This is a genomic window from Paenarthrobacter sp. NCHU4564, assembly GCF_052156435.1.
Taxonomy (GTDB): Bacteria; Actinomycetota; Actinomycetes; order Actinomycetales; family Micrococcaceae; genus Arthrobacter.
Genome location: NZ_JBQLIS010000002.1, coordinates 192,487 through 209,758, shown reverse-complemented (window position 1 = coordinate 209,758; position 17,272 = coordinate 192,487). Strand labels below are relative to the sequence as shown.

Here is a 17,272-nt window from a genome sequence, read left to right as displayed (position 1 = left end):
GTGGTGAGCTAGGGCTGTCTCCGCCGCCCCGCTCCGGGTGCCGGCCCGCATTTTCGCCCGAAACGTAAGTGACCCATGACTACCCCACTGATAAGCAGCAGCACCGTGCCTGCGGACGAGACCAGCCCGCAGCAGCCGGCGGCATCCGGCCCGGTGTCCCCGCCCAGGAAACGGTGGACCGGACGCAGCCGCAAGGACTTCCTGGTTTTCCTGATGATGGCCCTGCCGAATCTGGCCCTGATCGGCACGTTCACGTATTGGCCGTTGGTCAACAACATCTACTACTCCACGTTGGACTGGACGTTGGGTTCGGCCTCGGCAACAGTCGTCGGCCTGCAGAATTACGTCACCTTCTTCACCAGCGATGACGCGTCAAAGGTTCTCGGCACCACCGCCGTGTTCACCGTGGTGACGGTGGGCGGGTCCATGGTGCTGGGGCTCCTGGTTGCGCTGGCCCTCAATTCAAAGGTTCGTGGTACCACGTTTGCCCGTTCGGCGGTATTCGCACCCTATGTCCTGTCCGGGGTGGGCGTCGGCCTGGTGTGGCTGTTCATCTTCGATCCCGGTTACGGCGTGCTCGCATGGATCCTCCGTGGGCTCGGACAGCAGAGCCCCCAGTGGATCAACGACCCCCAGCTTTCACTGGCGATGGTCATCATTGTCTACGTCTGGAAGAACCTCGGGTACTGCGCCGTGGTGTACCTCGCCGGCCTGCAGTCGCTGCCGCGCGACGTCATGGAGGCCGCAGCACTGGACGGGGCCAACAGCATCCGGCGCTTCTTCAACATCTCGGTGCCGCTGCTCTCCCCCACCACGTTCTTCCTGCTGATCACCACCATGCTCAGTTCCCTGCAGGCATTCGACCTCATCCGCATCATGACGCCGCTCGGGAACGGTACCAGCACACTGATCTACGAGGCCTACCTCCAGGCGTTCGGCGCCTACAACAGGGCAGGCTACTCGGCCGCCATCTCGGTGACCCTCTTCGCAATCCTGCTGGTCATCACTGTCCTCCAACTGCGCTTTGTTGAGCGAAAGGTCCACTACTCATGAGCGCGCAGTCTCCCGCCGCCGTCGTTCCTCCCCTCGAACCACACCAAGAGCCGCCGCGCGCCAGGCCGCTGTCCGCAGCCAACCTGGTCAAAACCCTGGCAACCGGCTACATCCCGCTCATCATTGCCACGTTGGTGGTATTCCTCCCCCTGCTCTGGATGGTGCTCAGTTCCTTCAAACAGCCCGGCGAGATCGTGACCACGGACCTGAAGATCCTGCCGGAGTCGCTCAACCTTGAGAACTACGCCACGGCCATGACCACGGTGCCGTTCGCGCAGTTTTTCACCAACAGTCTGATCGTCACGGCGGTTGGGTCATCCATCAAGGTGGTCCTGGCAATCCTCACCGCCTACGCGCTGGTGTTCGTCCGGTTCCCCTTCAAGAACGTGATTTTCGTGCTGATCCTGGTGGCGCTCATGGTGCCGGCGCAGGTCTCCATCCTGCCCAACTACATCCTGATCGCGGGCATGGGCGGGAAGAACACGCTGTGGGGCATCATCCTCCCCGGTCTTGGCACGGCATTCGGCACCTTCCTGCTCCGGCAGCATTTCCTGACCCTGCCGCCCTCCATCCTGGAAGCCGCCGAGATCGACGGCGCCGGGCATTGGCGGCGATTGTGGCAGATCATTGTCCCCGTCTCCCTGCCATCGGTAGCCACCGTGGCCTTGGTGACGGTGGTCAGCGAATGGAACGACTACATCTGGCCGCTCATCATCACCGACCGACCCGAAACCATGACGCTGCCGGTCGGCCTGACCCTGCTCCAGAACTCCGAGGGCAACGGGGCAGGCTGGGGCATCCTCATGGCGGGTGCTGTCCTGGTGATCGTGCCCATCCTGTTGGTCTTCGCCGCGCTGCAGCGCTACATCGTCGCCGGACTGACGCAAGGCAGCGTCACCGGCTAACAGTCTCCACCCGCACTATTTCGCATCTATGCACGTCATTTGAGAGGAAGCACCATGCGCACGAATCTTGACCGTCGGCATTTCCTTGGCCTTGCAGGCCTGGGCGCCGGAGCAGCAGCCCTGGCAGCCTGCGGTGGGCCGTCGACGGCGGGTCCCGGAACCGCCGTCGAAACGGCTGCCATCGACTTCAGCGGCGTCAAGCCCGCCGCCTCCATCGATTTCTGGACCAACCACCCCGGCAAGTCCCAGGACGTGGAGAAGTCCATCATCGATAAATTCCACGCGAAGTTCCCGGACATCAAGGTGAACCTTGTCACCGCAGGTGCCAACTACGAGGAGATCGCCCAGAAGTTCCAGACCTCCCAGGCGGCAAAGACCGGACTGCCCGGCCTGGTGGTCCTCTCCGACGTTTGGTGGTTCCGGTACTTCTCCAATGGCAGCATCATTCCCCTTGACGGGTTGGTGAAGCAGCTCGACATCAAGCTGGACGACTTCCAGAAGTCCCTGGTTGACGACTACCAGTACGACAACCAGCAGTGGGCCCTTCCGTATGGCCGGTCCACCCCTTTGTTCTACTACAACAAGGACCACTTCAAGGCGGCAGGCCTGCCGGACCGGGCGCCGGCAACGTGGCAGGAATTCGCCGAATGGGCGCCAAAGCTCAAGGCAACCTCGGGCGCCCAGTACGCCTACATCTACCCTGCACTGGCCGGTTACGCCGGGTGGACGCTGCAGAACAACCTGTGGGGCTGGGGCGGCAGCTGGTCCAAGGACTGGGACATCACCTGCGATTCGGAGAAGGCCGTCGCCGCGCTGCAGTGGGCGCAGGACTCCATCTACAAGGATGGTTGGGCCGGCGTTTCTTCCAAGGAGGCTGCCGACGACTTCGCCGCCGGCATCACCTCCGCCACCATTTCGTCTACGGGCTCTCTGCTGGGCGTGCTCAAGGCGGCCAAGTTCAACGTTGGCGTCGGCTTCCTCCCCGGTGGCCCTGAGGTCACCTCGGGCGTCTGCCCCACCGGCGGTGCAGGACTGGGAATTCCGAGCGGCATCAGCAAGGAGGAGCAACTTGCGGCCGCCACGTTCCTGAAGTTCATGACGGAACCGGACAACACGGCGGCTTTCTCGGCCGCTACCGGGTACATGCCCACGCGTCTGTCGGCCGACATGTCCGCCGTGCTGGCTGCCACGCCGCAGATCAAGACCGCGATGGACCAGCTGGCCGTCACCCGCGTCCAGGACAACGCCCGCGTGTTCCTGCCCGGCGCCGACCAGGAGATGGCCAAGGCCGCCGCAAAGATCCTCACCCAACAGGGCGACGTCAAGGCGACCATGACGGAGCTCAAGAAAACCCTTGAGGGCATCTACACCAAGGATGTGAAGCCGAAGTTGAAGGCGTAGCCCTTCTGACAAAGCAAGGAAGCGCGGGGCTGCCAGTGGTCCAATAACCACGGCAGCCCCTCGCCTGTCCTGTTGTTGCTAAGGGATCGGAACGGGCACGACGCCGAGCGGCGCCAACTTTTCTGCCCCGCCATCAGGTGCGGACAGGACCCAGATACCCTTCTCATGGACGGCTACGGAATGCTCCCACTGGCAGGAGCGCTTGCCGTCGGTAGTCACCACGGTCCAGTCGTCCTCCAGGGTGGCGGTCTCAATGCCTCCGCGTACAAGCATCGGCTCGATCGCCAGGCACAGTCCCGGGCGGATCTTCGGTCCCCGATGGTTTGTCCGGTAGTTCAGGACGTCGGGCGCCATGTGCATTTCGGAGCCGATGCCGTGGCCGACGTAGTCCTCCAGGATTCCCAGCGGCTTGCCCGGCACCGAGGAAACGTAGTCATCAACGGCATTGCCGATGTCGCCCACGAACTTGCCCTTGGCCAGGGCCGCGATGCCCCTCCACAGGGCAGCTTCCGTCACGTCGGAAAGACGCTGGTCTTCGGGGTCCGCCGTGCCCACGATCACGGTGCGGGCGGAGTCCGAGTGCCACCCGTCAACGATGCAGCCACCGTCGATGGAAATGATGTCACCGTCTTCGAGGACCCGGCCTCCGGGGATCCCATGCACCACTTCCTCGTTCACGGAGGTGCAGATGGTGGCAGGGAAGCCGTGATAGCCCAGGAAATTGGACTTTGCTCCGGCATCATTGAGGACCGCCGCAAAGACGTCGTCCAGGTCCTTGGTGGTGACTCCTGCCTTGGCAGCTGCGACAGCAGCATCGAGTGCCCGGCTGAGGACCAACCCGGCTTCCTGCATTTTCCGCATTTGCTCGTTGGTCTTGTATTCGATGCGGGGCTGACCGAACGCCATGTTCTCCTCTAAAGATTCCTGTGGAGCCGGTCAGGCCCCACGCTCCAACCATTTTCCCGCATCAAGGAGCGTGGTCGAAATTGGCTCGATTCCCAGGTCCCCGCGCAGCCGGTCAAGACGGTAGGTCCGCTCCATCCCGAGCTGGCTCACGGCATAGCGGGTCAGGCGGGGAGCCTTGCCCGTGGCGGCGGCTGCAGCTTCTGAGCCAACAGCAAGAGCCATGGCCACGGAGTAGGGAACGTACCGGATACCCACGTGCTGGTGGCCGGTGGCGTCGAGGACCTGGCGCAGCACGCCCCCCAGCTCCACCGGGGCTGCGTCAGCCACATTGACTGCCCCGCGGATTCCGGCGCAGCACGCTGCCAGCACGGCGCGGACCAGGTTGTCGATGTGTGTCAGCTGGTGGCTCACATCCTCACGGCCGACGGTCATGAGGTGGTTTCCGCGGATGTTGGCGACGAGCCGGGGCAGGAGGGTCCGGTCCCCTGGACCGTAGACGCCGTGTGGGCGCAGGACCACTGAGTTCGCGTGGCGGCGTGCTTCAACATCTGCGAGCGCCTTGCTGCGTCCATACGCGCCGAGGTGCCGGGAAGCTACTTCTTCTTCCGCCCGGTTGGAACACGGCGTCCACCACGGATAGACACTGGAGCTCGAGACGTGGACCAGGCGGGTCCCCGCGTACGCCTCCGCCACTGCGCGGGTGCCATGGACATTCGCCCGGTGAAAGATTCCCGGGTCACCCCAGTCGGCCACATGCGCCGCTGCATGAACGACGGCGTCTACCGCAGGCAGGTGCGCCGGTGGTACCCCGGCGAGGTCCCAGTACCTCAGCGAGGGTCCGCGACGACGCGCAAAGCGCACCACCTCCCAGCCCCGGGCTTCGGCGGCTGAAGCGACCGCTCCCCCTATGAACCCCGTGGCTCCCGTCACGGCGATCCTCATGGCGTGCCCCTGTCCCCGCCCGCGGGTCTTCCCGCGACGAGCGACCTCAGTGCCTGCCGGTCCGGTTTCCTGTGCCGGCCGCTCACGGGGATGGAGCTGACCAGTTCGATGCGGTCCGGCAGGGCAGACTCGTCGATCAGCCGTGGAAGTTCCTTCCCAAGCCTTGCGAGCAGCGTTTTGGCGGACACCTCCGGGGCGGGCACCACTGCCAGAACTACGGCTTCGTCTCCTATGGCGTCAGCGACCCCCACCATGGCGGCCGCACGGACGCCCGGGATCGAGAGGATGAGCGGCTCATACAGCGCGGGGTAGATGTTGGTCTTTCCCCGGATGATCATGTCCTTCTTGCGCCCGATCATCACCAACCGTGGCGGTCTCGTGCCGCCGTCGTCTGTCCCGTTACCCGCTGTGTTTCCCGGGCCGCTTCCGGCGGGTCCGTAGTCGAGCCGCACCAGGTCACCGGTAGCGTGTTCCACCATCGGTTCCCCGCCAAGGTACCCGCGGCACATGTTGGGACCGCTCGCGTACAGCTCGTGGTCTTCTCCCACGCGGATTACGACGGCGGGCAGCGGCTCTCCCAGGAAGTCACCTTCGCCGCTTCCATCGGGGGCCGTGAACCCGGCATCGGTTCCGCTGGCGAAGGCCAGCTTCTCCCTCCCGTCGGCGATTGCGATGGGAAGGAGCTCGGTCATTCCGTAAATGAGCTTGAAGTCGACCCCTGGAAGCAGTCCCATGGCCCGTTTGAGGAACGGCGCCAACACCGGAGCGGCCCCCAGCATCACGGTCTTGAGCGAGCCTGGGAGCACCACCGTGCCTTCCTCTACCGCGTCCAGGATCGGAGCCAACTGGGATGGCACAAGGAACAGGTGAGTGGCGGCGTCGTAAGGGCCTGCCGCCCCGGCCACGGAACCAAGCTCCGCGGCCAGGCGAAGGGGGTCGATGTGGGACGAGAACCCGTACCCGGGCATGGTCCAGTGCGCACCTGCAATGAGCGCCGGCAATCCCATCATCAACTGTTCGCTGTGGATGCGGTCACCAGGTCCGAAAGTGCACTTCCGGGACAGCTGGTCGAAACCCGCCGCCAGTGAACCCCGGGTGTGCACCACACCTTTCGGAGCGCCCGTGGTGCCGGAAGTGAAGATGATGACCGCCTCCTGGCCGGCATCCTTCTCCGCATCCCACTGAAGCGAACCGTGGTCGCTGTTTTCCCGGGCCAGGTGCCTGACGGGCGTCGCCCTTGCCGGAACCCCCGGCAGCCACGGGCCCGAGTAGTAGTGCCGGACTTTCATGGCACCGTAGTCCGGCAACAGCAGGCCCCTTCGGCGGGCCAACGGACGGAGCGGGCTCCTGGTGCTGAGCGTATACAGGAGCGACTCTGCCGCTGCCCAGCGCGGCGCCGCCAGTTCGGCGCGGTCATGGAACAGTGAGGGGCCAATACCCGGATCAATGAAGACCACGGAACCACCAGCCCGGACTGCCCCGAGGGCCAGGGTAAAAGCGGCCGGGCTGGGACGGACAGAAAAGAGCATCCGCTCCCTAGCGCCGAAACCGTCAGCCGCCAGGCTTCGCGCTGTCGCTTCGATCCCGTCCACCAGTTCCCTGTAGGTCATGGTGGGCCCCGGTCTCGTCCTGCCCTGCTTCCGCCCAAGGCGAGGGACTGCCCTGCCCGGCGCCGTGATGGCAGGACTGTCCGGGTTCCTTTCCGCGGCGGCATAGACCGCTGCGATGAGGTCCACGGCGCTCTGCGTCCCTGTTGTGGTGGCCGTTGTCGCCGTCGGGGCCGACGTCGCATCACCGGGCATTGGCCACCTCCAAGCTGCTGTAGCCGGGAATCAACACCCGCCTGCTCACCTGCCGGGACGCAATCACCCAAGGTCGCTGGGCGTGGCGGTCCAGCAGAACCTGCAGCACCGCGTTGATCTCCGCCATGGCCAGCGGCATGCCGATGCAAAAATGTGGCCCGGCACCAAACCAGAGTTGGCGCGCTGCCCCGGGCACCGGCTGTCCGGGATCAAAACCGCCGAGGCTTTTGGACGCATGGATGGTGGACAGCAGGATCCTGTCGCCCTGGCGGACGGGTATGCCACCAAGCCTGGAGGCCGCCATTGAGTCGCGGAGCATCATGGGTGAGGGAACGGTGTAGCGCAGCGCTTCCGTAACAGCAGCCGGAAGCCCGTCCCGGTTTTTCACCAGGCCCTCCAGCCGTCCGCTGTCAGCCAGCAAGGCAATCAGCCTCGGCACAAAGGACACCAGTGTTTCCGTGCCCACCATGACAAAAGCGCTGATGATCCCCATGGCCTCCTCCTCCGACATGCCCAGGCTGCGCAGCCGGCCAGGGAAGCTGCCGGGATCGCTGTCACGGTAGGCGGCCTTCGCCGGCCCCGCCAGCACCTCGACGGCGGCCCTGCCCTTGGCGGCTTGGCGTGCGGTCAGGGTGGGACGCCCCAGACGAACGAGCGAAGAAATGGACGAGCCGAGGTCGTACAGTTCCCTGTCCGGCAAGCGCCCGGGAGCATCTTCCGGAATCCCGAGGAGACGGGAGATGACTCCCCCGGCCAACTCCTTGACGCAGTCCACCAGGTCCACCCGGGCATCGGCATCCAACTCACGATCGACCCTGGAGCGCAGTGCCTGACCAGCAGGTTCCACGATCCCGGACACCTGCCCCGGAGTGAACAAATCGGCCAGCTTCCGCCGCAGTTCGCGATGCTCCGGTCCGTCCATGTTGACCAGGGCCCGGGGTCCAACCACGGGTGTCCAGAGCGCTCCTGATCCTGACGGGCCGTTCTTGACGAAGCGCTCCCCGTCCATCAGCACCTGGCGGATCAGCGCGGCGTCGCTGACCAACACCCCCAGCCCAGGAAGCCGCATCACCGGCCGGAGACTGCCCAAACCGCGAATCAGCGGGTAGAGGACAGGATGGGCAGCAAGGTGCACCTTCTGTTCCCAGTGCCCGGCCTCGATCATCGGATATCCACGTGGTCGGGCCGGTACCTGTGGTCCGCGTACCAGGCGAGGGTGTTCTTCAACCCCCAGGCTTTCACCCTGCGTGAGGAACCATGGACCACCACGTCACGGCGAAGGGCATAGTTGCGGGTCAGCTTGCGGACTCTGTTGGATAAGGCCCGGTCCTCGTGGAGGTCCTCGATCCGGGACCGGGGAAAGCCTCCTGACCGGGTGTACATCTCCGCGGTGATTGCCATGTTGCAACCCGGCAGCATCTGGTACGGCCCCAGGTAGCCCTCCCCCTTGTTACCCGGCCGGATGCGGCCAAAGAAAGATGCCACCTCCACGGCCAGGAGCATCATGCGGCGCTCCCACGCGGTGATGCCCTCATCGTCACGCGGAATCAGTTGGCCCGCAATCAGTTCCAGTCCGTCGCCAAAGGCCTGGACGATCCGTGCCGTCCACGTGGGCTCGGGCAGGCAATCCGCATCGGTGCGCGCCAGCCATTGCGCTCCGTGATCCACACCGAAACGCATGCCGGTGTCTGCTGCCGCGCCGGTGCCTTTCTCGGGATCGTGAACCAGCCGCACATCGAGCCACGGATGCGCCGCGGCAAAACGGGCCACAATCCCACAACTGTCGTCGGTGGATCCGTTGTCCACCACCACAACGCTGAAGTCCCGGTACTCCTGGGCCGCCAAAGCTTCCAGCGTCTGCAGGACCAGTTTCTCCTCGTTAAGCATGGGAACTGCAATGCACAGACGCTGGACTGGTGCCGTGCTGTCCAACTGCGGGTTCCGTGCCGATAGTGTCACAGCCGCACCACGGCCATGCCCAGGCTCACGCCGCCGGCAAGACCAACCAGGGCCACCAGATCACCGGGTGCGCAACGGCCTGTGTCCATGGCCACTTTCAACTGCAGGGGAAGACTGGCCGAGGCCAGGTTGCCGAACTCTTCCACGGTGGGCACCAGGAGTTCGGGGGCGACCCCGGCACGCGCTGCGAAAATCTCACGGTAGGGGGCGCTCACCTGATGCACACACACCACCGCGAAGTCGCTCCACTGCAAACCCATCCGGTCCAGGGTGTCATCGAGGATCCCGCATCCCAGGTCAAGGAACGCATCCTTGAGCTTTTCCCCATCCATGCTGAAGTAGCTGGCCTCAGGATCCCTGGGATATGCCGAGCCACCTGCGGCGAGGGTCCCCACGGACCAATGGCTGCTCTTGGCCGTGAAAGCGGTGGCGAGGACACCCTCCGGACCTGCTGCAGCATCACCCTGCTCCCCGGCGGGTGGTACGGCTTCCAGCAGCAAAGCAGCTCCGCCGTCGCTCATGGTGTAGCCGGGGAAGCTCGACGTAAAAGTCGCGAAGTCAGGAACCGCCCACCGGACAGCCCGTGACGGGGCTTCCCCCGTAACCACCATGATCCGGCTGTAGCGGCCCGATGCAATCAGGGCGTCTGCCACTTCCAGTCCGTTGAGGAAGCTGTTGCAGGCATTCTTGACGTCCATCACCGGGCAGGACAACCCCAGCTTGGCTGCCGCCATATGGGCCGTGGCCGGTTCCACCATGTCCTGGCTGGCGGAGGCGAAAATGAGGAGCCCGATGTCCGTAGCCTGCAGCCCGCATTGGGCCAGCAGCTTGGCAGCGGCATGCGCCGCCAGGTCCGAGGCCTGCTCTGTGTCCGCCATGACACTGCGGGTCCTGATCCCGGTGACCCGGTGGATCAGGCCCCTGGGAACGCGGAACCCTGGACTCGACTCCGCGATGCGTTGTTCGACGGCGGAAGTGTCCAGGCGCGCTGGAGGAAGATAAACCTCCAAACCTGCCATCCTGCTGCGTCCGGAAAGAGCTTCCTGCATGCGGTCCCCCACTGTATGCCGCCAACGAAAAGGGTGTGTCCCGCACCCATGGTACGGGACACACCCTCTGCTCCAGCGTCGGCTGACCGGCTATGTGGAAAAGCTGCCTAGACGGCCTTGGCGGATTCGATTGCGGTCAGGACGCGGTCCGTGACCTCGTCGATCCCGCCGATACCGTCCACCTGCGTGAGGATGCCACGCTCGGCATACTTGGCAACAACGGCCTCGGTCTGCTCGTGGTAAAGGTCCAACCGGTGGCGGATGACGGCCTCGTTGTCGTCTGAGCGTCCGGTTTCCTTGGCACGGCCAAGGAGGCGGCTTACCAGTTCTTCGTCGTCGGCGGTCAGCTGGAGCACGACGTCGAGCTCCTGCTGGCCCTCGGCGAGGATCTGGTCCAGGTAGTCCACTTGGGCGGTGGTACGGGGGTATCCGTCCAAAAGGAAGCCGTTCTCCACATCGCTTTCGCTGAGGCGGTCCCGGACCATCTTGTTGGTCACGCTGTCCGGAACAAAGTCCCCGGCGTCCATGTACTTCTTGGCTTCGATACCCAGCGGGGTCTCGCCCTTGACGTTGGCACGGAAGATGTCGCCGGTGGAGATGGCCACCACGCCCAGCCGCTCGGAAATCCGCTCAGCCTGCGTACCCTTACCCGAACCCGGAGGTCCAATGATCAGCATTCTCGTCATCGCAAAAGCCCTTCGTAGTGACGTTGTTGTAGCTGCGCATCAATCTGCTTGACGGTTTCCAGGCCGACGCCCACCATGATCAGGATTGAGGTGCCACCGAACGGGAAGTTCTGGTTGGCGTTGATCAGGACGAGTGCGACCAGCGGAATCAACGCCACGAAGCCCAGGTAGAGGGCTCCAGGCAAAGTGATCCTGGAAAGCACGTACTGCAGGTAGTCCGCGGTCGGTTTACCCGCCCGGATGCCCGGAATGAACCCGCCGTACTTCTTCATGTTGTCCGACACTTCTTCAGGGTTGAAGGTGATGGCCACGTAGAAGTAGGTGAAGAAAACAATCATGGCGAAGTAGAGCGCCATGTAGATGGGATGGTCGCCGCGGGTGAGGTTGTTGTTGATCCATTCAACCCACGGAGCGATCGGCTCCCCTGCCTGCGGCTGGTTGAACTGTGCAATCAGGCCCGGCAGGTACAGCATGGAGGAGGCAAAGATGACGGGCACGACGCCGGCCATGTTCACCTTGATGGGGATGTAGGTGCTGGTGCCGCCAACGGTGCGTCGCCCGATCATGCGCTTGGCATATTGAACGGGAACACGACGCTGCGACTGCTCCACGAAGACCACCAGGGCGACTGTCAGGAGACCGACTGCCAGCACCGTGAAGAACGTACCCGGTCCCTTGGACTCCCAGATGGAACCGAGCGAACCCGGGAAGCTCGCCGCAATGGACGTGAAGATGAGCAGGGACATGCCGTTGCCCACGCCCTTTTCCGTGACAAGCTCGCCCATCCACATGATGAGGCCCGTACCGGCCGTCAGCGTGATGATGATCAGGATGGTGGCGATGATGCTTTCATCCGGAATGATCGGCAGGTTGCAGCCCGGCAGCAGCTGGCCCGAACGCGCCAACGACACCAGGGTGGTTGCATTCAGGAGGCCCAGGGCGATGGTCAGGTACCGGGTGTACTGCGTCAGCTTGGACTGACCGGAGGAGCCTTCCTCATACAGCTGCTGGAACCGCGGAATGACCACGCGGAGCAACTGCACGATGATGCTCGCCGTGATGTAGGGCATGATGCCCAGGGCAAAAACCGACACCTGCAGCAACGCACCGCCGCTGAACAGGTTCACCAGCTGGTAGATGCCCTGCGAGGTATCACCGTTGATCAAGCATTGCTGGACATTCTGGTAGTTCACACCAGGCGAGGGGATGAAAGCTCCCAAGCGGAAGATTGTGATGATTCCCAGCGTGAACAACAACTTGCGTCGCAAATCGGGCGTCCGAAACGCCCGTCCGAATGCGCTGAGCAAGCGTCCTCCTGAGTTTAAGTACAAGGATGTGAGTGGGCTCATTGAAACCCAACAACCGAGTCTAGCTGCTTGTGACGCCGTCGTAATAATCGAGAGTCCACAACCAGCAAAAAAATCCCGGCATACAGGGCCTGTGGCCCCGCATGCCGGGATCTTTATTACTGTGGGCAAACGCCCCACAGACTCTTAGAGAGCCGTGGTGCTTCCGCCTGCAGCAGCGATCTTTTCAGCAGCGCTGGAAGAGAAAGCGTGGGCGGTGACGTCAACCTTGACGGTGATGTCGCCGGTGCCCAGCACCTTGACGGGCTGGTTCTTGCGAACGGCGCCCTTCTCAACCAGGGACTCGACGGTGACAGCGCCACCTTCGGGGAAGAGCTCGTTCAGCTTGTCCAGGTTAACAACCTGGAATTCAACCTTGAACGGGTTCTTGAAGCCGCGCAGCTTCGGCAGGCGCATGTGCAGCGGCAGCTGGCCGCCGGCAAAGCCAGCCTTTACCTGGTAGCGGGCCTTCGTACCCTTGGTACCGCGACCAGCGGTCTTACCCTTGGAGCCTTCACCACGACCCACACGGGTCTTGGCGGTCTTGGCACCCGGGGCGGGACGCAGGTGGTGGACCTTCAGAGCGTTCTGCTTCTCAGCGGTCTCGTTCTCTGCCATTACTTCGCCTCCTCTACATTCACGAGGTGCGGAACCGTGTTGAGCATGCCAACAGTCACGGCGTCAGCGGTACGGACAACGGTGTGTCCGATGCGCTTCAGGCCGAGCGACCGAAGGGTTTCGCGCTGGTTCTGCTTGGCGCCAATGACGCCCTTGATCTGGGTGATCTCCAACTTGGCGTCGGAGGGAGTCAGGTTCTTAGCCATGACTAGACACCTGCCTTCTGGTTCTGGAGCGCACGCACCAGGGCAACCGGAGCGACCTCGTCCAGCGGCAGGCCACGGCGGGCAGCCACGGAAGCGGGCTCTTCGAGCTGCTTCAGGGCGTCAACGGTCGCGTGAACGATGTTGATCGCGTTGGAGGAACCGAGCGACTTGGAGAGGATGTCGTGGATACCCACGCACTCCAATACCGCACGGACCGGACCACCGGCGATAACACCGGTACCGGCGGAAGCCGGACGCAGCAGGACAACGCCTGCAGCAGCCTCACCCTGCACGCGGTGCGGGATGGTGTTGCCAACGCGCGGAACGCGGAAGAAGGACTTCTTGGCCTCTTCAACGCCCTTGGCGATGGCAGCGGGAACTTCCTTGGCCTTGCCGTAGCCGACGCCGACCAGACCGTTGCCGTCACCGACGACCACCAGGGCGGTGAAGCTGAAGCGACGACCACCCTTGACGACCTTGGCAACACGGTTGATGGTTACAACGCGCTCTACGAACTGGCTCTTCTCGGCCTCGCGACCGCCGTCGCGGCCACCACGGCCACCACGGTCGCCGCGGCCCTGGCCACGCTCGCCGCGCTCGCCACGACGGCCGCCGCGGCGGTCCTCGGTAGCGGCAGCGGTCTCAGTTGCTTCAGCAGCTACAGCTTCAGTCACCTGAATGTCCTTTTCGTTGTTTTCAGCGGTCACAGTGCCAGCCCACCTTCACGTGCACCGTCAGCGACGGCGGCGATGCGGCCGTGGTACTTGTTACCGCCACGGTCGAAGACAACAGCTTCGATACCGGCAGCCTTGGCACGCTCGGCAACGAGCTCGCCGACGCGCTTGGCCTTGGCAGTCTTGTCTCCGTCGAATGCGCGCAGGTCAGCTTCCAGGGTGGAAGCCGAAGCCACGGTAACGCCCTTGCTGTCGTCGACAACCTGAACGAACACGTGACGTGCCGAGCGGTTGACGATCAGGCGGGGACGAACAGCGGTACCCGTGATGCGCTTGCGGATACGAAGCTGGCGACGGCTGCGGGCAGCAGACTTGCTCTTGTTCGAACGCTTCTTGTTAATTGCGATGGCCATGGTTTACTTACCAGCCTTTCCGACCTTGCGGCGGATGACCTCGCCGGCGTAACGGACACCCTTGCCCTTGTAGGGATCGGGCTTGCGCAGCTTGCGGATGTTGGCAGCAACTTCGCCAACCTGCTGCTTGTTGATACCCGAAACGGAGAGCTTGGTGGGGCCCTCTACCGCGAAAGTGATGCCTTCCGGAGCAGAGACGTTCACCGGGTGGCTGTAGCCCAGAGCGAACTCCAGGTCAGCACCCTTGGCCTGAACACGGTAACCGGTACCGACGATTTCAAGCTTCTTCTCGTAGCCCTCGGTGACACCCACGATCATGTTGGAGATCAGGGTGCGGGTCAGGCCGTGCAGCGAACGCGAGTTGCGCTCGTCGTTCGGGCGGGTGACCGTCAGGGTGTTCTCTTCCAGGGAAACCTCGATCGGGCTGGCCACAGTGTGGCTCAGCTCGCCCTTGGCGCCCTTGACGCTGATGACGGAGCCATCAAGCTTGACTTCAACGCCGGCGGGAACGGTGATGGGGAGACGTCCAATACGTGACATTATTCTCTTCCTCTCCCGTTACCAGACGTACGCGAGGACTTCGCCGCCCACGCCCTTCTTGCCGGCCTGCTTGTCAGTCAGGAGGCCGGAAGAGGTGGACAGGATTGCGATACCCAGGCCACCCAGCACGTGAGGCAGGTTGGTGGACTTCGCGTAAACGCGGAGACCGGGCTTGGAGATGCGGCGGACACCAGCGATCGAACGCTCGCGGTTCGGACCGAACTTCAGGCTGATGGTCAGCTTCTTGCCAACCTCTGCGTCCTCTTCCTTCCAGTCGGCGATGAAGCCTTCTGCCTTCAGGATGTCGGCGACGCGTGCCTTCAGCTTGCTGTACGGCATGGTGACGGAGTCGTGGTATGCCGAGTTTGCGTTGCGCAGACGCGTAAGCATGTCTGCGACAGGATCTGTCATAGTCATTTGGGCTATAGCCCTTCCTCGTAACGGTTTCCGCGGTGCCGGCTCTTAGGAGCTGGCACGGCCGGACCTTTTACGTAGTTAGTCTTCAGTCTTGAACGGGAAACCAAGCGCCTTGAGCAGCGCGCGGCCTTCGTCGTCGGTCTTGGCAGTGGTGACGACCGTGATGTCCATACCGCGGACGCGGTCGATGGAGTCCTGGTCGATTTCGTGGAACATAACCTGCTCGGTCAGACCGAAGGTGTAGTTGCCGTTGCCATCGAACTGCTTGCCGTTGAGGCCGCGGAAGTCACGGATACGCGGCAGGGCCAGCGATACCAGACGGTCCACGAATTCCCACATGCGGTCTCCACGCAGGGTTGCGTGTGCACCGATCGGCATGCCTTCGCGCAGCTTGAACTGTGCGATCGACTTGCGGGCCTTGGTTACCTGCGGCTTCTGGCCGGTGATCAGGGTGAGGTCGCGGACAGCGCCGTCGATCAGCTTGGAGTCCTTGGCGGCATCTCCAACACCCATGTTCACAACGACCTTCACCAGGCGGGGAACCTGGTTCACGTTCGCGTAGTTGAACTCGTCCTGCAGGGACTTCTTGATGGTCTCTGCGTACTTCGTCTTCAGACGAGGAACGATCTTCACTGGAGTCTCGAGAGTCTCAGTCATCAGATGTCCTTCCCGGTGGCCTTGGACACGCGGATACGAACGGTCTTGGTGCGGCCGTCCTTCTCAACGGTGTCGAGACGGAAACCAACGCGGGTCGGCTTCTTGGTCGACGGGTCAACCAGGGCAACGTTGGACACGTGGATCGGGGCTTCAACAACCTCGATGCCGCCGGTCTTGGTGCCGCGCTGGGACTGACCAACCTTGGTGTGCTTGGTGACGCGGTTGATTCCTTCTACCAGCACGCGATTGGTGGCGGGGAATACGCGCAGGACCTTGCCCTGCTTGCCGCGGTCGCCGCCGCGTTCCTGCTTGGCGCCGGTGATGACCTGAACGAGGTCACCCTTCTTGATCTTAGCCATGGACTAGAGCACCTCCGGGGCCAGCGAAACGATCTTCATGAACTTCTTGTCGCGAAGTTCACGACCAACCGGGCCGAAGATACGGGTACCGCGGGGGTCACCGTCGTTCTTCAGGATCACAGCTGCGTTCTCGTCAAACTTGATGTAGGAACCATCCGCACGGCGGCGTTCCTTCTTGGTACGAACGATGACGGCCTTGACGACGTCACCCTTCTTTACGTTGCCGCCAGGGATAGCGTCCTTGACGGTTGCGACGATGACGTCGCCAATGCCTGCGTAGCGACGGCCGGATCCACCGAGAACGCGAATGGTAAGGATTTCCTTAGCACCCGTGTTGTCGGCGACCTTCAGTCGCGACTCCTGCTGAATCAATTTTTACTCCTTGCGTCGCGCTGGTTCTCAGACCGAAAACATGCCTACGGAATGAGCCTTGCGGAACGGTTGATCGGGGTGTCTCTGGACCTGCCTGGATTTTGCCAGAACAGGCCTAAACGCCCGTGCCACGAGCATCAGCTTCCCTTGCAGGAAAACCCTGCGCGGGGCAGTATGCAGTGGCACGATTGTTTACGAGGTAGTCGATGGCACACAAATGGCGCCATACAAACTCAAAATCTTAGCATGCTTTCGGGCCATACCATAACCGGCCGGGAAAGCGGAAGGGCCCGCGCTCCATACGGAACGCGGACCCTTCCAGTAAACCTGCCGGGCATGCCCGGCGCGGGATTTACTTGGCCTTTTCGAGGATCTCCACCAGGCGGAACCGCTTGGTAGCGGACAGCGGGCGGGTCTCGGCGATCAGAACGAGGTCGCCAATGCCGGCGGTGTTCTGCTCGTCGTGAGCCTTGATCTTCGAAGTGCGGCGAATAACCTTGCCGTACAGAGCGTGCTTCACGCGGTCTTCAACCTCGACAACGATGGTCTTTTCCATCTTGTCGGAGACTACGTAGCCGCGACGCGTCTTACGGTAACCGCGCTGTTCAGCGCTGGCTGCTGCTTCCGTCACGTTTTCCTTCTCGCTCACTTGGCGTCCTCTCCAGCTTCAACCTCGGCAGTTTCAGCCTTGGCAGCCTTCTTGGACTTCTTTTCTTCCTTGGCTTCCACAACCGGTGCGGCAACCTCGGCACGAATGCCCAGCTCGCGCTCACGAAGCACGGTGTAGATGCGTGCGATGTCCTTCTTTACCGCGCGCAGACGACCGTGGTTCTCCAGCTGGCCGGTGGCGGACTGGAAACGCAGGTTGAACAGCTCTTCCTTGGACTTGCGGAGTTCTTCAACGAGACGCTCGTTGTCGAAACCGTCCAGCTGTGCGGGTGCGAGATCCTTCGACCCTACTGCCATT

The 17,272-nt window shown here is 63.0% G+C and carries 22 protein-coding genes; 3 read left to right on the top strand and 19 right to left on the bottom strand.

Annotated features, from left to right (window positions below; genetic code table 11):
- The first annotated feature begins 75 nt into the window (after window positions 1–75).
- The 3 genes from ACSVIE_RS03465 to ACSVIE_RS03455 are packed head-to-tail and all read left to right on the top strand — an operon-like array spanning window position 76 to window position 3,359.
- Window positions 76–1,053 carry a carbohydrate ABC transporter permease gene (locus ACSVIE_RS03465; protein ID WP_442423014.1) on the top strand — a complete coding sequence of 326 codons (978 nt, stop codon included), beginning with the start codon at window positions 76–78 and terminating at the stop codon, window positions 1,051–1,053.
- Window positions 1,050–1,958: a carbohydrate ABC transporter permease gene (locus ACSVIE_RS03460; protein ID WP_426003619.1), complete on the top strand. Its 909-nt coding sequence runs from the start codon at window positions 1,050–1,052 to the stop codon at window positions 1,956–1,958. Before ACSVIE_RS03465 ends, ACSVIE_RS03460 begins: the two co-directional genes overlap by 4 nt.
- 54 nt (window positions 1,959–2,012) lie before the next feature.
- Entirely contained in the window at window positions 2,013–3,359 is a 1,347-nt protein-coding gene (locus ACSVIE_RS03455; RefSeq protein ID WP_442423013.1) for an ABC transporter substrate-binding protein, read from the top strand.
- Between the two features lie 78 nt (window positions 3,360–3,437).
- Here ACSVIE_RS03455 and map read toward each other — a convergent pair whose 3' ends face one another.
- The 19 genes from map to rpmC form a co-directional block, all read right to left on the bottom strand.
- The gene (map, locus tag ACSVIE_RS03450; RefSeq protein ID WP_442423012.1) at window positions 3,438–4,265 is read right to left on the bottom strand and encodes a type I methionyl aminopeptidase; all 828 of its coding nucleotides are present in this window, start codon (window positions 4,263–4,265) and stop codon (window positions 3,438–3,440) included.
- A 30-nt stretch (window positions 4,266–4,295) separates the two neighbouring features.
- Window positions 4,296–5,207 carry an NAD-dependent epimerase/dehydratase family protein gene (locus ACSVIE_RS03445; RefSeq protein ID WP_442423011.1) on the bottom strand — a complete coding sequence of 304 codons (912 nt, stop codon included), beginning with the start codon at window positions 5,205–5,207 and terminating at the stop codon, window positions 4,296–4,298.
- On the bottom strand, window positions 5,204–7,009 hold the full coding sequence (locus ACSVIE_RS03440) for an AMP-binding protein (RefSeq protein ID WP_442423010.1): 1,806 nt from the start codon (window positions 7,007–7,009) through the stop codon (window positions 5,204–5,206). Before ACSVIE_RS03440 ends, ACSVIE_RS03445 begins: the two co-directional genes overlap by 4 nt.
- The gene (locus ACSVIE_RS03435) at window positions 6,999–8,174 is read right to left on the bottom strand and encodes a cytochrome P450 (protein WP_442423009.1); all 1,176 of its coding nucleotides are present in this window, start codon (window positions 8,172–8,174) and stop codon (window positions 6,999–7,001) included. Before ACSVIE_RS03435 ends, ACSVIE_RS03440 begins: the two co-directional genes overlap by 11 nt.
- Window positions 8,171–8,968, bottom strand: coding sequence for a glycosyltransferase (locus tag ACSVIE_RS03430; RefSeq protein ID WP_442423008.1), 798 nt, complete (start codon window positions 8,966–8,968; stop codon window positions 8,171–8,173). The genes ACSVIE_RS03435 and ACSVIE_RS03430 overlap by 4 nt, the downstream gene beginning before the upstream one ends.
- Window positions 8,965–10,017, bottom strand: a complete 1,053-nt coding sequence (locus ACSVIE_RS03425; RefSeq protein WP_442423007.1) for a 3-oxoacyl-ACP synthase III family protein — start codon at window positions 10,015–10,017, stop codon at window positions 8,965–8,967. The genes ACSVIE_RS03430 and ACSVIE_RS03425 overlap by 4 nt, the downstream gene beginning before the upstream one ends.
- A 107-nt stretch (window positions 10,018–10,124) precedes the next feature.
- On the bottom strand, window positions 10,125–10,694 hold the full coding sequence (locus ACSVIE_RS03420) for an adenylate kinase (protein WP_426007591.1): 570 nt from the start codon (window positions 10,692–10,694) through the stop codon (window positions 10,125–10,127).
- 5 nt (window positions 10,695–10,699) lie between these two features.
- On the bottom strand, window positions 10,700–12,010 hold the full coding sequence (gene secY / locus ACSVIE_RS03415) for a preprotein translocase subunit SecY (protein ID WP_426003631.1): 1,311 nt from the start codon (window positions 12,008–12,010) through the stop codon (window positions 10,700–10,702).
- Between the two features lie 186 nt (window positions 12,011–12,196).
- Complete coding sequence (gene rplO, locus ACSVIE_RS03410; RefSeq protein ID WP_426003632.1) at window positions 12,197–12,667, bottom strand: 50S ribosomal protein L15; 471 nt, start codon at window positions 12,665–12,667, stop codon at window positions 12,197–12,199.
- Window positions 12,667–12,873: a 50S ribosomal protein L30 gene (gene rpmD, locus ACSVIE_RS03405; RefSeq protein ID WP_115790334.1), complete on the bottom strand. Its 207-nt coding sequence runs from the start codon at window positions 12,871–12,873 to the stop codon at window positions 12,667–12,669. The genes rplO and rpmD overlap by 1 nt, the downstream gene beginning before the upstream one ends.
- Before the next feature lie 2 nt (window positions 12,874–12,875).
- Window positions 12,876–13,547, bottom strand: coding sequence for a 30S ribosomal protein S5 (rpsE, locus tag ACSVIE_RS03400; RefSeq protein ID WP_426003633.1), 672 nt, complete (start codon window positions 13,545–13,547; stop codon window positions 12,876–12,878).
- A gap of 29 nt (window positions 13,548–13,576) precedes the next feature.
- Window positions 13,577–13,960 (bottom strand): 50S ribosomal protein L18, encoded by a 384-nt coding sequence (gene rplR, locus ACSVIE_RS03395; protein ID WP_397325847.1) that lies wholly within the window; start codon window positions 13,958–13,960, stop codon window positions 13,577–13,579.
- A gap of 3 nt (window positions 13,961–13,963) precedes the next feature.
- Window positions 13,964–14,500 carry a 50S ribosomal protein L6 gene (gene rplF, locus ACSVIE_RS03390; protein WP_426003635.1) on the bottom strand — a complete coding sequence of 179 codons (537 nt, stop codon included), beginning with the start codon at window positions 14,498–14,500 and terminating at the stop codon, window positions 13,964–13,966.
- A gap of 18 nt (window positions 14,501–14,518) precedes the next feature.
- Window positions 14,519–14,917, bottom strand: a complete 399-nt coding sequence (gene rpsH / locus ACSVIE_RS03385; RefSeq protein WP_426003636.1) for a 30S ribosomal protein S8 — start codon at window positions 14,915–14,917, stop codon at window positions 14,519–14,521.
- Between the two features lie 78 nt (window positions 14,918–14,995).
- On the bottom strand, window positions 14,996–15,574 hold the full coding sequence (gene rplE / locus ACSVIE_RS03380; RefSeq protein WP_426003637.1) for a 50S ribosomal protein L5: 579 nt from the start codon (window positions 15,572–15,574) through the stop codon (window positions 14,996–14,998).
- Window positions 15,574–15,933, bottom strand: coding sequence for a 50S ribosomal protein L24 (rplX, locus tag ACSVIE_RS03375; RefSeq protein WP_347108073.1), 360 nt, complete (start codon window positions 15,931–15,933; stop codon window positions 15,574–15,576). Before rplX ends, rplE begins: the two co-directional genes overlap by 1 nt.
- A gap of 3 nt (window positions 15,934–15,936) precedes the next feature.
- Complete coding sequence (gene rplN / locus ACSVIE_RS03370; RefSeq protein WP_003803789.1) at window positions 15,937–16,305, bottom strand: 50S ribosomal protein L14; 369 nt, start codon at window positions 16,303–16,305, stop codon at window positions 15,937–15,939.
- 352 nt (window positions 16,306–16,657) lie between these two features.
- Window positions 16,658–16,954, bottom strand: a complete 297-nt coding sequence (rpsQ, locus tag ACSVIE_RS03365) for a 30S ribosomal protein S17 (RefSeq protein ID WP_144659419.1) — start codon at window positions 16,952–16,954, stop codon at window positions 16,658–16,660.
- Window positions 16,951–17,271 (bottom strand): 50S ribosomal protein L29, encoded by a 321-nt coding sequence (gene rpmC, locus ACSVIE_RS03360; protein WP_021472413.1) that lies wholly within the window; start codon window positions 17,269–17,271, stop codon window positions 16,951–16,953. The genes rpsQ and rpmC overlap by 4 nt, the downstream gene beginning before the upstream one ends.
- Window position 17,272 lies beyond the last annotated feature (1 nt).